This window comes from Comamonas sp. lk, from assembly GCF_900564145.1.
Lineage (GTDB): Bacteria > Pseudomonadota > Gammaproteobacteria > Burkholderiales > Burkholderiaceae_C > Comamonas.
Map to the genome: position 1 here is coordinate 1,527,472 of NZ_UOOB01000001.1, position 13,849 is coordinate 1,541,320.

General features: G+C 59.7%; 11 protein-coding genes and 1 tRNA gene. 7 read left to right on the forward strand and 5 right to left on the reverse strand.

Annotated features, from left to right (window positions below):
• Nucleotides 1-111: 111 nt before the first annotated feature.
• Nucleotides 112-2,205, reverse strand: coding sequence for a DNA primase (gene dnaG / locus EAO39_RS06830; RefSeq protein ID WP_120966748.1), 2,094 nt, complete (start codon nucleotides 2,203-2,205; stop codon nucleotides 112-114).
• Nucleotides 2,206-2,841: 636 nt separating this feature from the next.
• On the opposite strand from dnaG, the gene EAO39_RS06835 reads away from it, so the two are divergent.
• Entirely contained in the window at nucleotides 2,842-4,488 is a 1,647-nt protein-coding gene (locus EAO39_RS06835) for an acyl-CoA synthetase (protein ID WP_120966749.1), read from the forward strand.
• A gap of 188 nt (nucleotides 4,489-4,676) precedes the next feature.
• Here the strand turns inward: EAO39_RS06835 and EAO39_RS06840 are convergent, their stop codons facing one another.
• The 4 genes from EAO39_RS06840 to EAO39_RS06855 all read right to left on the reverse strand — a co-directional run bounded on the left by EAO39_RS06840 (nucleotide 4,677) and on the right by EAO39_RS06855 (nucleotide 7,499).
• Entirely contained in the window at nucleotides 4,677-5,474 is a 798-nt protein-coding gene (locus EAO39_RS06840; RefSeq protein ID WP_120966750.1) for a UDP-2,3-diacylglucosamine diphosphatase, read from the reverse strand.
• A gap of 137 nt (nucleotides 5,475-5,611) precedes the next feature.
• The gene (locus tag EAO39_RS06845) at nucleotides 5,612-6,139 is read right to left on the reverse strand and encodes a peptidylprolyl isomerase (RefSeq protein ID WP_120966751.1); all 528 of its coding nucleotides are present in this window, start codon (nucleotides 6,137-6,139) and stop codon (nucleotides 5,612-5,614) included.
• A 70-nt stretch (nucleotides 6,140-6,209) separates the two neighbouring features.
• A complete protein-coding gene (locus EAO39_RS06850) occupies nucleotides 6,210-6,806 on the reverse strand; it encodes a peptidylprolyl isomerase (RefSeq protein WP_120966752.1) in 597 nt (198 codons plus the stop codon).
• Nucleotides 6,807-6,932: 126 nt separating this feature from the next.
• Nucleotides 6,933-7,499 carry a tetratricopeptide repeat protein gene (locus EAO39_RS06855; RefSeq protein WP_120966753.1) on the reverse strand — a complete coding sequence of 189 codons (567 nt, stop codon included), beginning with the start codon at nucleotides 7,497-7,499 and terminating at the stop codon, nucleotides 6,933-6,935.
• Nucleotides 7,500-7,709: 210 nt separating this feature from the next.
• Here EAO39_RS06855 and cysS point away from each other — a divergent pair, with 210 nt between their 5' ends.
• The 6 genes from cysS to EAO39_RS06885 all read left to right on the forward strand — a co-directional run bounded on the left by cysS (nucleotide 7,710) and on the right by EAO39_RS06885 (nucleotide 13,843).
• Nucleotides 7,710-9,095, forward strand: a complete 1,386-nt coding sequence (cysS, locus tag EAO39_RS06860; protein WP_120966754.1) for a cysteine--tRNA ligase — start codon at nucleotides 7,710-7,712, stop codon at nucleotides 9,093-9,095.
• Nucleotides 9,096-9,149: 54 nt separating this feature from the next.
• Complete coding sequence (locus EAO39_RS06865; protein ID WP_120966755.1) at nucleotides 9,150-9,992, forward strand: DNA-3-methyladenine glycosylase; 843 nt, start codon at nucleotides 9,150-9,152, stop codon at nucleotides 9,990-9,992.
• Nucleotides 9,993-10,064: 72 nt separating this feature from the next.
• Nucleotides 10,065-11,042, forward strand: a complete 978-nt coding sequence (locus EAO39_RS06870; protein WP_120966756.1) for an acetyl-CoA carboxylase carboxyltransferase subunit alpha — start codon at nucleotides 10,065-10,067, stop codon at nucleotides 11,040-11,042.
• Between the two features lie 350 nt (nucleotides 11,043-11,392).
• Entirely contained in the window at nucleotides 11,393-12,337 is a 945-nt protein-coding gene (gene tilS, locus EAO39_RS06875; RefSeq protein WP_240466908.1) for a tRNA lysidine(34) synthetase TilS, read from the forward strand.
• Between the two features lie 93 nt (nucleotides 12,338-12,430).
• Nucleotides 12,431-13,696, forward strand: coding sequence for an aspartate kinase (locus tag EAO39_RS06880; RefSeq protein ID WP_120966758.1), 1,266 nt, complete (start codon nucleotides 12,431-12,433; stop codon nucleotides 13,694-13,696).
• A 54-nt stretch (nucleotides 13,697-13,750) separates the two neighbouring features.
• Nucleotides 13,751-13,843 (forward strand) — tRNA-Ser (locus EAO39_RS06885).
• Nucleotides 13,844-13,849: the final 6 nt, after the last annotated feature.

Below are 13,849 nucleotides of genomic sequence, written 5' to 3' on the forward strand. Positions count from 1 at the left end.
CAATGGGCCATGCAGTTGCTGCCAACACGTGATGTCTTCACGGGGCCCGGGCCGGAGGTGCTGCTGTCGCGCTTGCCAATAACCCTCTAATTATACCCATTCCTGGGAATGTCAAGAGCTGGAAGGCAAATTTCTCATTTGCTGATCCAGGGTCTGTTGGCGGGCATACAAATCTCGTAGACGCTGGGTTGCACTGGGGTCGGTGCTCATGGACTGGATGGTCTGCGTGATCTGCTGTTTGATGTGCTCGATCAGGATGCGATTGAGCACGCCGCGCAACTCCATCCGCAGCTCGTCCAGTTCGCCTTCGGGCTGGGCGTGGACGCTGTTCATGAGCTTTTCAGCCAGCGGCTGCTGCGGCAGCCCCTTGAGTTGTTCGCGCAAAACGGCCCAGGAGCGGGGGCCGGATTCGGTGAACTGGGCTTCCAGCCAACGAAACAGGGCGCCGTGGGCTTCGGTGCTGTGGGTCAGGGCGTCAAAGTCTTCATGGGTCAGCTCTTCCATGAATTCCATATGGGCCATCAGCAGGCGCGCGGCCTGATCGGTGCGGGTGCCCGGTGTGACACGCGGGCCCAAGGGCGGCGGATTCCATTCGCTGCCCTTGTTGCGTCCCCAGGGCTTTTTGTCGCGACCAAAACCCTGCTGGCGATTGCCGCGCCATCCGCTGTTTTGCCCGTAAGCGTTCTGCCCCGCGCCTTGGGGAGCTGAATGATTGCTGAAACCCCCTTGGCTGTAGCCTGGTGGCGGGTATTCGGGGGCGGGCGCTGACGGGCCACCCATGTCGCTCCAGCTGCCGCCATGCTCCCATGCGGGAGGTGCGTCCCAGGCGGGAGGCTGCTCGCCGAGAGGGGGGGCGTCATGGGTTGGTGCTGCGGCGGTACGCGGACGCGCTGGCGCGGTGCGGGCGGCTTCCTTGGCCCAGATTTCCGACAGATCGCGGGAGTCCAGCTGTGCCAGCGCTGCAATTTCGCTGAGCAACTGGCGCTTGAGCACGCCGTCGGGCAGCAACGACCACAGCGGACGGGCATTGCTGGCCATATGGGCGCGACCTTCGGTCTGGCCCAGGTCGCAGCCATCGCTGGCGGCTTCGATCAGAAAGCGACTCAGCGGCGTAGCATCGCCAACGTAGCGGGCAAAAGCTTCGCTGCCGAACTCGCGGATAAAGCTGTCCGGGTCATGCTCGGCAGGCAGAAACAGGAATTTTATGCTGCGGGTGTCGGTAGCCAGAGGCAGGGCTGCATCCAGCGCTTTGCGCGCAGCACGCCTTCCGGCGCCGTCGCCGTCAAAGCTGAAGACCACGGCTTCGGTAAAGCGAAACAGCTTTTGCACATGGTCTGGCGTGCAGGCCGTGCCCAAGGTGGCTACGGCGTTGGCAAAGCCCAGCTGGGCCAGAGCCACCACATCCATATAGCCTTCGGTGACCAAGGCATAGCCCATGTCGCGCAAGGCCTGGCGGGCCTCAAACAGACCATACAGCTCCCGCCCCTTGTGAAAGACCGGGGTTTCGGGGGAGTTCAGGTATTTGGGCTTTTCATCGCCAAACACGCGCCCGCCAAAACCTATGCATTCGCCTTTGACATTGCGGATCGGAAACATCAGCCGATCGCGAAAGCGGTCGTAGCGGCGCTTGTCTTCTTCGCTGACGATGACCAGGCCGGATTCTTCCAGTTGCGGGTTGTCGTACTCGGGGAAGACACTGGCCAGGCCATGCCAGCCTGCAGGCGCATAGCCCAGGCCGAAGCGCTTGCAGACTTCGCCGGACACGCCGCGCTTTTTGAGATAGTCGATCGCATGCTGCGCAGTTTTGAGCTGCTTGCGATAGGAGTCGCCGGCTTTTTCCAGTACGTCGGTGAGCGTGGCCTGTTTTTGTTTTTGCTGGGCCTGGCGTTCGCGCTCGGCGGGGCTGATGTCGTCCTGCGGCACCTGCAGGCCGACCTGGTTGGCCAGATCCTGCACGGCTTCCACAAAGCCCATACCGGCGTGCTCCATCAGAAAGCCGATGGCATTGCCGTTTTTGCCGCAGCCAAAGCAGTGAAAAAACTGTTTGCTGGGGCTGACGGTGAAGGACGGCGATTTTTCGCCATGAAATGGGCACAGGCCCATGAAATTGGCGCCGCCTTTTTTGAGCTGCACGTAGCGGCCCACGATGTCGACCACGTCGACGCGCGAAAGCAACTCTTGGATGAACGATTGAGGAATGGCCACCTGTGTATTTTGCCTTGCTTGGGCAAAACTTCGGGCTGTCAGGGTCTGAGGAGCGACGGAGTACCCAAAAAAGAAGCCTGTGCCCAAAACAGGCACAGGCTTGGTCTCCAGATGCCCGGAACTTTGCCGGACTCTCCTCTAAAAAAGTCTCCTCCTCCACAGTCTTGAACGGGCATCAAGCCTCGCGAGCCGTCTGACGTGTCTCCGGCTTTCAACAAGCCCTGTCAGTGCGCTTCGGCAGCCACGCGCTCAAAACATGTCGGCATTCTAAGAGTGAATTGACAGGCTTGCAGCTTGCTCAGTCAGATAAATGATGTCTTATAGATGACTTGCATGGAGACTGCGATCTTTGGGTATGGGCGGTTTAGAATTATTTTGATTAAGTATTTGATTATTAATGATTTTATTGAGTTTCAGAACTTGCTGAACACATTGATGCGGATGAATGACCTAGTGCGGTAGTTTGGATTGATCTGCAGATAACCCCCGATGCCAGGGCAGCCTAACTACTGTCCGCATGTCTGCGGTTGAGCTGGACTACACGGTGCGATGATCAGGCCGCAACAGGCGAGTGGGCAGCTAGGTTGTAAGTTTGCCGGGCGGCAAAGTGCGCTAAAAGACGGGCAGGAGACAAATATGACCAGCCCATACGATCAATATCTGGAGCGCAACCGCGCCAACTACGCCGTACAAAGCCCTTTGGGCTTTATTGCCCGCACTGCCGAGGTCTACCCGCAGCGCCTGGCCATCATTCATGGTGAGCTGCGCCAAACCTGGGGCCAGACCTATGCGCGCTGCCGCCAACTGGCCAGCAGCCTGCAGAAAGCCGGCATAGGCAAGAACGACACGGTGGCCGTGATCCTGCCCAACACGCCGCCCATGGTGGAGGCACACTTCGGCATTCCCATGTCGGGCGCCGTACTCAACACCCTCAATACCCGGCTGGATGCCGAAACTCTGGCTTTCATGCTCGACCACGGCGAAGCCAAGGCATTGATCGTGGACCCGGAGTTTGCCGGCGTGATCGCCAAGGCGCTCAAGCTGCGCCAAAGCAGCCAGCCTTTGTTGGTGATCCAGGTGGAAGACGCGCTGTATGGCCCGGCTGCCGAGCAGGTGGGCTCTGTGGACTACGAAAGTTTTGTCGCCCAGGGCGATGCCCAGTTTGACTGGCAGCTGCCGGCGGATGAGTGGGATGCGATTGCGCTGAACTACACCTCGGGCACCACGGGCAACCCCAAGGGCGTGGTCTATCACCACCGCGGCGCTTTCAACAACGCGGTGAGCAATGTGCTGGAGTGGGATATGCCCAAGCACGCGGTCTATTTGTGGACGCTGCCCATGTTTCACTGCAACGGCTGGTGCTTTCCCTGGACGGTGGCGGCCCGTGCCGCAGTCAATGTCTGCCTGCGCCGTGTGGAAGCACAAGCGGTGTTCGAGGCCATTCGCCAGCATGGCGTCACGCATTACTGCGGCGCGCCCATTGTGCACAGCCTGCTGGTCAATGCTCCAGCGGCCTTGAAGGAAGGCATTCCAGCCGGAGTGAAGGCCATGGTGGCGGGTGCTGCGCCTCCGGCTTCCATGATTGAAGGCATGGAAGCCATGGGTTTCGACATCACCCATGTCTACGGTTTGACGGAAACTTACGGCCCGGCTACGGTCTGCGCCAAGCACGAAAGCTGGGATGCGCTGGAGATTGGTGAACGGGCACGCCTGAACTCCCGCCAGGGCGTGCGCTACCACCTGCAGCATTCGGCCGCCGTGCTCGATCCGGAAACCATGGAGCCCGTGCCGCATGACGGCCAGACCATGGGCGAGATCATGTTCCGGGGCAATATCGCCATGAAGGGCTACCTCAAGAACCCTCAGGCCACGGACGAGGCTTTTCGCGGCGGCTGGTTTCACAGTGGCGATCTGGCCGTGCAGCACCCGGACGGCTATATACAGATCAAGGATCGCAGCAAGGACATCATCATCTCGGGCGGGGAAAACATCTCCTCCATTGAGGTGGAAGATGTGCTCTACCGCCACCCCGCCGTGCTGGCGGCTGCGGTGGTTGCCATGCCGGACGCTAAGTGGGGCGAAACGCCTTGTGCTTTTCTGGAGCTGAAAGCCGGCGCCGAGACCACGGCCGAAGAGATCGTGGCCCATTGCAAAAAGCATCTGGCCGGTTTCAAGGTGCCGCGCGCCGTGGTGTTTGGCGAGTTGCCCAAGACCAGTACCGGCAAGATTCAGAAGTTCGAGCTGCGCAAGCAGGCGGGCTCCGCCTCGGCCATCAGCGGCTAAGCACTTGCCATGCAAGCAAAAACGCCCGGGCTGAAAGGCAGCGGGCGTTTTTCATGGCGTGATTGATCACAGATTTGATAGCAGCTTGCATGCTCTATTCATAGAGTTTGGCTTGAATCAATCCATATATCTATGAATGACCAGCGCTATAAGCTATTAAATGAATAGTGCAGACGAGCTGGGTGGGCTCAAGCCTGATCGGGCGCCAGTCGTTGCCAGCCTTCTGGCGTCGCGCGCAGCACTTCGGCGCGCTGCGTGTGCTCGTCGATATGCCAGTCGCTGAGCACAATGCGCCACTGGTCGTTGCCCAGAGCATGGTCTGCAGGCTGATGTGTATGGCCGTGTATGAACCAGGGCGCATCGGCGGCCTGCATCCAGGTGGTGGTCATGGCCGCATCGGCATCGGCATAGGGCGCGCCAGACTGTTTGCGCATCTCGCTTTCGCTGCGGGCAGATTTGCCCAGAGCGCGGCGCGCGGCCAGCGGCTGGGCCAGCACCTGTTGCCGCCAGGCGGCAGAGCGCGAGAGGGCGCGGAACTGCTGGTACTCCACATCATCAAGGCATAGCGCATCGCCATGGCTGAGCAGGATGGGCGGGCCGGCCCACTGCAGCACGGTCGGGTCGGCAAGGTCCGTCATGCCGCTTTGGCGCAGAAATTCCTCGCCCACCAGAAAGTCGCGGTTGCCGACCATGAAGAACAGCGGGCGTTTCTGAGCCGCCGCGCGCAGCACGGCCGCACATTCGGCTTCGAAACTGCCGCTTTCATGCAGGGCGTCGTCGCCCACCCAGACTTCGAACAGGTCGCCCAGAATGAAGACGGCATCGGCCGTGGTGCGCACCAGATAGTCGCGCCAGGCTTGCACTGTCTGCGGCTCCGAAGGTTGCAGGTGCAGGTCTGAAATGAAATCGACCGTGCGCCAGGTCGGCGCGCCTTGCAGCTTTGCCAACTCAGGCGCGGTAGTGCGGGGGTCTGAAGATTCAGTCATGGGGTGAAAGTACGCAGCCTTGAAACGGTAACGGCCCCGAGCGGGAGGCGGCAAGCAAGGGCCGCCCCGCAGCGAGGCCGTTGTCCCCTTCCGCGAGCAGAGAGGGGTAAGGCGCGCAGCGGCGCCTCAGAGGGTGATTACAGGGCCACAGCCTTGTCGATCACCACGGCGTCGAAAGGCACGTCGTCGTGGAAGCCCTTGCGAGTGGTGCGCACCTTCTTGATGGCGTCGACCACTTCTTCACCCTTGACGACCTTGCCGAACACGGCATAGCCCCAGCCTTGGGGAGTGGGCGAGGTGTGGTTCAGGAAACCGTTGTCCACCGTGTTGATGAAGAACTGGCCTGTAGCGCTGTGTGGGTCGCTGGTGCGAGCCATGGCCAAGGTGTACTTGTCGTTCTTGAGGCCGTTCTTGGCTTCGTTCTCGATAGGCGCCTGGGTTTCCTTTTGCTTCATGTCAGCCGTCATGCCGCCGCCCTGGATCATGAAGTTCTTGATCACGCGGTGGAACACGGTGCCGTTGTAGAAGCCGCTGTTCACGTAGTTCAGGAAGTTTTCGGTGGACTTGGGTGCGTTCACGGCGTCCAGCTCGATGGTGATGACGCCGGGAGTGGCGGTTTCAGCCACGTTGATGGTGATGTGCAGTTCGACTTGGGGATTGCTCATGGCAGTGCTTTCTATGGAAATGAGGGGGGATGGCTGCCGCGCAGGCCTTGCGGCGCGCGGCACAAAGCGATTATTTGATTTCGATGACCGAGACAATTGTCACCGGCGAAGTAGGCACATTTTGGTGCATGCCGCGGTTGCCCGTAGGCACGGCACGGATTTTGTCCACGACTTCCGTGCCCTTGATCACTTTGCCGAACACGGTGTAGCCATAGCCGTCGGGCTTGGGCGCGTTGAGCATGTCGTTGTTCACCACATTGATGAAGAACTGCGAGGTGGCCGAGTTGGGGTCGCCGGTACGCGCCATGGCAATGGTGTATTTGTCGTTCTTCAGGCCGTTGCCGGCCTCCAGCGGCGCGGGGGCGCGGGTCGGTTTTTCCTTCATGTTGGCGTCCATGCCGCCGCCTTGAATCATGAAGCCATCCATCACGCGGTGAAACACCGTGCCTTCATAGTGCTTGTCGCGCACGTACTGCAGAAAATTCGCCACCGTCTTGGGAGCCTTGGCTTCGTTGAGCTCCACCACGATGTCGCCCATGCTGGTCTTGAGCTGCACCTTGGGCTGGGTCTGGGCCAGAGCGGGGACTGCGAAAATACTAGCGGTAAGTGCAATTGCTGCAAGCGTTAGCGTGGTATTTCTGCGTGTTTTTTGAGTGGTGTTCAACATCAAGTCATCCAGAGATGCCGCAGCACCAACGGGGTGGTGCTGGAGTGGGAGAGCCAAGGCAGGCGACTAGTTGCATCAGAGCTTGCGGCCCGGCTTGCCTTGTTGACGATATTTTTGTCGCCTGCCTTATTTGCTGGCAGCAGGCGCTTTTTCAACTGCGGGTGCCACAGATGTTGCTGGTTGCAGCAATTGCTGCAGCAGCGTCATCTTGGGGCGCACGTCTTTGACGCGGCCGCCCTTGGCCTGGGCCTGGGCGTAGGACTGATAGGCCAAGCGAGCATAGATATCGCCCAGATTTTCATGGGCTATTGCATAGTCCGGGTTGTTGCGCACGGCCGCTTCCAGCGCGCTGCGGGCCTTGTCCAGCTCGCCCTGGCGGGCGTAGATCACGGCCAGGTTGTTGTAGGGTTCGGGTAGTTCGGGATATTCCTCGGTCAGCTGGCGCAGGGCGGTGACCGCCTCTTCGGTCTTGCCGTCGTTGGTCAGCGCAATGGCGCGCAGAAAGCGCATTTGCGGGTCGCGGGCATTCTTGGCCAGATAGGCATCGGCTTTTTGCAATGCCTGCTGTGTTTTTCCGCTCTTGAGCAACTGGGCAATATCGGAGTAATCGTCTGCGTAGGCGCTGCCAGCGGCCAGTGCGGCCGACAGGGCCAGCAGACGAGCTGCCGAGCGAAACAAGTTGCTTACGGGCATGTAGGTGCTTTCAGTACACCGCAAGGACACCCTTGCAGTGCGGGCTTATACTGCGGGGAATTGTAGCTGAGGGGTGTACAGGGCGAGGGAGCCTGTCCGGGGCGTTGAAAAAGCGTCCGGAACCTGCATCTTTCAGCATCAGGGAATGGCGGGCCTACAAGAACAACGAGTTGCTGGCGCTGCCGCCCATACTCCCCCATATAGAAATTCATGAGTTTGCGTATCTACAACACGCTGTCGCGTGCATTGGAAGCGTTTTCGCCGCTGGAACCTGGCCATGTGCGCATGTACGTCTGCGGTATGACCGTCTACGACCTGTGTCATCTGGGTCATGCGCGTTCCATGGTCGCGTTCGACGTGGTGCAGCGCTGGCTGCGTGCCAGTGGCCTGAAGGTCACCTATGTGCGCAACATCACCGACATCGACGACAAGATCATCAAGCGCGCGGTGGAAAGCGGCGAAACGATCCGCAATCTGACCGACCGCATGATCGACGCCCTGCACCAGGATGCTGATGCCCTGGGCATTGCGCGTCCCGATTTCGAGCCTCGCGCTACGGAATACGTGCCGCAGATGCTGAGCATGATCGGCACGCTGCAGAGCAAGGGTCTGGCTTATCAGGCGGGCAACGGCGATGTGAACTATGCGGTGCGCAAGTTCAAGGGCTACGGCAAGCTCTCGGGCAAGTCGCTGGACGAGTTGAACGCCGGTGAGCGCGTGGCCGTGGCCGATGGCAAGCACGATCCCCTGGATTTCGTGCTGTGGAAGTCCTCCAAGGTGGATGAACCTGCCGATGTGAAATGGGTCAGTCCCTTTGGCGAAGGCCGCCCCGGCTGGCATATCGAATGCTCGGCCATGGGCTGCGCCTTGCTGGGCGAGAGCTTCGACATCCATGGCGGTGGCGCGGATCTGCAGTTTCCCCATCACGAAAACGAAATTGCCCAGAGCGAAGGAGCCACCGGCAAGCCGTTTGCCCAGACCTGGATGCACAACGGCTTCATCAATGTGGACAACGAGAAGATGTCCAAGTCCTTGGGCAACTTCTTCACCATCCGTGATGTGCTCAAGGAATACGACGCAGAAACCGTGCGTTTCTTCGTGGTGCGCAGCCATTACCGCAGCCCGCTGAACTATTCCAATGTGCATCTTGACGATGCGCGTGGAGCGCTCAAGCGCCTGTACACCGCGCTGAGCCTGGTGGCGCCTGCCGAGGTGCAGATTGATTGGACCGAGCCCCATGCCGCGCGCTTCAAGGCTGCGATGGATGAGGATTTCGGTACGCCCGAAGCGGTGGCCGTGCTGTTCGAGCTGGCTGCCGAGGTCAATCGCAGCCAGTCGTCGCAAGTGGCGGGACTGCTGAAGGCGCTGGGTGGCGTGCTGGGTCTGCTGCAGGACGTGCCTCAGAACTTTCTGCAAGCCGGTGCTGCCGGCGTCGATGCTGCAGCCATCGAGGCGCAGATTGCCGCCCGTGCCGAGGCCAAGGCGGCCAAGAACTGGGCCGAGGCCGATCGCATTCGCAAGGCTTTGCTGGAGCAGGGCATTGTGCTCAAGGACTCGGCAGCGGGCACCACCTGGGAGGCGGCCCCCAAAGGCTGATCGCTTGCCCATGTCGTGTTTCAAAAACAATGTGCCCAGAGCACAAGAGGCGGTATGAGCGCCGCCAAGCATCTGGACACCATGGAGTTCGAACAGCTGCCCCTGGTGGCTGATCTACCCGTGCCCATGGGGCCTGCGGCTCCGCTGCCGGTCATGCCTTTGGGTACCGCTGCGGGCAAGACTGCGCCCGTGCCGGCAGCTTCGGCAGCGACTCCGAATGTCGCGGCCAAGGCGGCCGCAGCATCCAAGATTCATCTGACCTTGCCCGAAGGCGTGCCGGCTTACTGGGCCGATGCCTGCCGTCAGCTGATGCGGCGCGACCGGGTGCTCAAACGCCTGATTCCGCAAATCAGCAACCAGGCGCTGCTGCCGCGCGAGCAAAGCCGCGATGAGGCGTTTGCCACGCTGGCGCGTTCGGTGGTCGGACAGCAGATTGCGGCCAAATCGGCCAAGACGCTGTGGAATAAATTTGGCAAATTGCCTGCGCAGATGACGCCTGAGCTGGTGCTCAAGCTCAAGGTGGACGATATGCGTGCGGCCGGTCTGTCGGCGCGCAAGGTGGACTATCTGGTCGATCTGGCGCTGCACTTCACTGAAAACCGTCTGCACCAGGATGAGTGGAATGAGATGGGTGACGAGCTCATCGTGGCCGAGCTTATGGCGATCCGTGGCGTCAGCCGCTGGACGGCCGAGAATTTCCTCATCTATTACCTGCGGCGGCCCAATGTGCTGCCGCTCGATGATGCCGGTTTGATCAAGGGCATCTCTCAGAATTATTTTTCGGGTGATCCTGTCAGTCGCAGCGATGCCCGCGAAGTAGCCGAGGCTTGGAAGCCGTGGTGCACGGTGGCAACTTGGTATATTTGGCGCTCGCTTGAGGCGCAGCCTGTGGCTTGATGACACCCGTTCTCTGGCCGGTTTGCCTGCACAAAGCGTGCATTGCAACAGGCTGGGACAAGGAGAAATACGTTGGCGAAAAAGAACTTTCTGGATTTTGAGCAACCCATTGCCGAACTCGAAACCAAAATTGAAGAACTGCGTTATGTGCAGACCGAAAGCGCAGTCGATATCTCGGAAGAGATCGAGCAGCTCAGCAAGAAAAGCCTGCAGCTGACCAAGGACATTTACAGTGATCTGAGCCCTTGGCAGATCACCAAGATTGCCCGTCACATCGAACGTCCCTACACGCTGGACTACGTGCGCGAGTGCTTTACCGACTTTGTCGAAATGCACGGCGATCGCCATTTCTCGGATGACCAGTCCATCGTCGGCGGCCTGGCGCGCTTCAACGGCATGCCCTGCATGATCCTGGGTCATCAAAAAGGCCGTGATACCAAGGAGCGCACGCTGCGCAACTTCGGCATGACACGTCCCGAAGGCTATCGCAAGGCCTTGCGTCTGATGAAGACGGCCGAGAAGTTCAAGCTGCCCGTATTCACCTTTGTGGATACGCCCGGCGCCTTCCCTGGCATTGACGCCGAAGAGCGCGGTCAGTCCGAGGCCATTGGTCGCAACATCTACGAGATGGCCCAGCTGCAAACCCCCATCATCACCACCATCATCGGTGAAGGTGGTTCGGGCGGCGCGCTGGCCATTGCCGTGGCCGACCAGGTGCTGATGCTGCAGTACTCCGTGTATTCCGTGATCAGCCCCGAAGGCTGCGCTTCCATCTTGTGGAAGACGGGCGAGAAGGCTCAGGATGCGGCCGATGCCATGGGTATTACCGCGCACCGCCTGAAGGCCTTGGGTCTGGTGGATAAGATTGTGAGCGAGCCCGTGGGTGGCGCACACCGCGATCCTAAGCAAATGGGTGCCTTCCTCAAACGTGCCCTGGGCGATGCCTACCGTCAGCTGGCCGACTTGAAGCCCAAGGAGCTGCAGGATCGTCGCTACGATCGTATCTCCAGCTACGGCCGCTTTGCCGACACCAAGGCTGAGAACCGCTGATCAGCATCTGCTCTTTAAAAGCAATGGCTCCTATCCGGGAGCCATTTGTTTTTGTGGTGCTGGTTTTGCTATTTGATTAATAGCTGGTTGCGTAATTTGTATCTGTGATTTAGGTGGATTTAGATGTGTTTTCGCCAAATGAAGTGCGAGCCGCTATCAAACTTGAAGTGTCTCGCTTCATCGAGCCTGAGTTAGATTTGCCTTGTCGAATATTTTTTAAGAGCTGCGTTGCGTGTGCGCCTGGCGCCGTGGCAGCAAGAACCGTGACTTCATTGCCGACCCCCTCTCTCTTATCCAGTACCTCATCCCAAGCGCAGATGCAGGCGGGTGCGCACCAGGTGGATGTGGCAATGTGTGACTTCCATCCGCCCTTGCCTGTGGCGGTGGGCTTTAGTGGTGGCGCTGATTCCACGGCCTTGTTACTGAGCTGTGCCGAGCGCTGGCCTGGGCAGGTGAGGGCGATTCATGTGCATCACGGCCTGCAAACCGCTGCGGACGGTTTTCAGGCCCAGTGCGAAAAGCTGTGTGCTGCACATGCCATTCCGCTCAAGGTCTGTGCCATCGATGCGCGCCATGCCCCCGGCCAAAGCCCAGAAGATGCGGCGCGCCAAGGGCGTTACGAGGCTTTGATTCATGCGGCTCAGCAAGCCTGGACTGATGCGCAGGGACAGCCACTTTTACCCGTGCAATCCATGGCTCTGGCCCAGCATGCGGATGATCAGGTGGAGACCTTGCTGCTGGCGCTCTCGCGTGGTTCCGGCGTAGCGGGGCTGGCCGCCATGCCCTCACGCTGGCAGCGTGCGGGGCTGGAATGGTTCAGGCCATTGCTGACAGTGCGGGGCCAGGCTTTGCGTGACTGGCTCGCGCTGCGTGCCCAGGATTGGGTTGAAGACCCGAGCAACACCGATATTGGCTACACGCGCAATCGCATCCGGGCCCAGTTGCTGCCGGTGCTGGAGCAAGCCTTTCCCCAGTTTCGTGCCACGTTTGCACGCAGTAGCGCCCATTGCGCACAGGCGGCTCAGCTGATGGAAGAGGTGGCGGTGGCCGACCTGGTGACGGTTGGAGTGCCGCCACGCATCAAGGATTTGCAGTCGCTCAGCCAGGCACGCCAAGCCAATGTTCTGCGCCATTGGTTGCGCAGCGTACATGCCACAACGCCTACGGCGGCGCAGCTTTCCGAGCTCATGGCGCAGCTGGGCGTTTGCACTACGCGAGGGCACCGTATCCATATCAAGGTGGGGCGTGGCTATGTTGAACGTCAGGGGCTTGTGCTCGATTGGTACAATTTCTAGGTTTTGGTTTTTACTTTGTACGAAAACCGGCGGCGCGCCAAAACCCTTGTGACCTGCGCCGTGGCAAGCAGTTTCGTCACCCTTTAGTATCCAATGGCACTGATCGTTCATAAATACGGCGGCACATCGATGGGCTCGACAGAGCGCATTCGCAACGTTGCCAAGCGCGTGGCCAAATGGGCTCGGGCAGGTCACCAGTTGGTGGTCGTGCCCAGCGCCATGAGTGGCGAAACCAACCGTTTGCTGGGTTTGGCCAGCGAACTGGCTCCCAGCCCTGCCAAGAATTCGTACTACCGCGAACTCGATATGCTGGCCGCCACTGGCGAGCAAGCTTCGTCGGCTCTGCTGGCGATTGCTCTGCAGGCCGAAGGCGTGGAGTCGGTGAGCTATGCCGGCTGGCAAGTACCTGTGCGCACAGACAGCAGCTTTACCAAGGCGCGCATCGAGTCCATCGATGACAAGCGTGTGCGCGCTGATCTGGATGCTGGCCGTGTCGTCATCGTCACAGGCTTCCAGGGTATTGACCCCGAAGGCAATATCACCACGCTGGGGCGTGGCGGCTCCGACACTTCCGCTGTGGCTGTGGCTGCTGCGTTGAAGGCGGCCGAGTGCCTGATCTACACCGATGTGGATGGCGTCTACACCACCGACCCCCGCGTGGTGCCTGCTGCCAAGCGTCTGGGTACGGTGAGCTTTGAGGAAATGTTGGAAATGGCCAGCCTGGGCTCCAAGGTGCTGCAGATCCGCTCCGTCGAATTCGCCGGCAAATACAAGGTGCCCATGCGCGTGCTCTCCAGCTTCACGCCCTGGGACATCGATCTGGAAGAAGAAGCCAAGTCCGGCACGCTGATTACTTTTGAGGAAGACGAAAAAATGGAAAAGGCAGTCGTATCCGGCATCGCTTTCAACCGTGGTGAAGCCAAGATCTCCGTGCTGGGTGTGCCCGATACCCCTGGTGTGGCGGCTGCCATCCTGGGTCCGGTCGCTGATGCCAACATCGAAGTCGATGTGATCATTCAGAACATCTCCAAAGACGGCAAGACCGACTTCTCCTTCACTGTCAGCCAGGGCGACTACCAACGTGCCATGGATCTGCTGCGTGAAAAAGTGGTTCCTGCTCTGGGTGCAAGCGAAGTGGTGGGCAATCCCAACATCGCCAAGGTCAGCATTGTTGGCATCGGCATGCGCAGCCATGTGGGCGTGGCATCCACCATGTTCCGTACGCTGAGCAAGGAAAGCGTGAACATCCAGATGATCTCCACTTCCGAGATCAAGACCTCTGTTGTCATTGATGAGAAGTACCTGGAACTGGCCGTGCGCGCACTGCACACAGCCTTCGGTTTGGACAAGAGCGAATAATTTTCGCAAGTTTCCAAAAGTAGCCAGAAAAGCTGTTTACAATAGCGTCATTCTGGAAACGTGACCGAGTGGCCGAAGGTGCTCCCCTGCTAAGGGAGTATGGGGTGTAGAGCCTCATCGAGGGTTCGAATCCCTCCGTTTCCGCCAGATTTA

Excerpts from the sequence above, each read along its gene's own strand:
- tilS (WP_240466908.1), top strand. The coding sequence starts at position 11,393 with ATGTGTGACTTCCATCCGCCCTTGCCTGTGGCGGTGGGCTTTAGTGGT.
- cysS (WP_120966754.1), top strand. The coding sequence starts at position 7,710 with ATGAGTTTGCGTATCTACAACACGCTGTCGCGTGCATTGGAAGCGTTT.
- EAO39_RS06880 (WP_120966758.1), top strand. The coding sequence starts at position 12,431 with ATGGCACTGATCGTTCATAAATACGGCGGCACATCGATGGGCTCGACA.
- EAO39_RS06855 (WP_120966753.1), bottom strand. The coding sequence starts at position 7,499 with ATGCCCGTAAGCAACTTGTTTCGCTCGGCAGCTCGTCTGCTGGCCCTG.
- EAO39_RS06845 (WP_120966751.1), bottom strand. The coding sequence starts at position 6,139 with ATGAGCAATCCCCAAGTCGAACTGCACATCACCATCAACGTGGCTGAA.
- EAO39_RS06850 (WP_120966752.1), bottom strand. The coding sequence starts at position 6,806 with ATGTTGAACACCACTCAAAAAACACGCAGAAATACCACGCTAACGCTT.
- EAO39_RS06835 (WP_120966749.1), top strand. The coding sequence starts at position 2,842 with ATGACCAGCCCATACGATCAATATCTGGAGCGCAACCGCGCCAACTAC.
- EAO39_RS06840 (WP_120966750.1), bottom strand. The coding sequence starts at position 5,474 with ATGACTGAATCTTCAGACCCCCGCACTACCGCGCCTGAGTTGGCAAAG.
- EAO39_RS06865 (WP_120966755.1), top strand. The coding sequence starts at position 9,150 with ATGAGCGCCGCCAAGCATCTGGACACCATGGAGTTCGAACAGCTGCCC.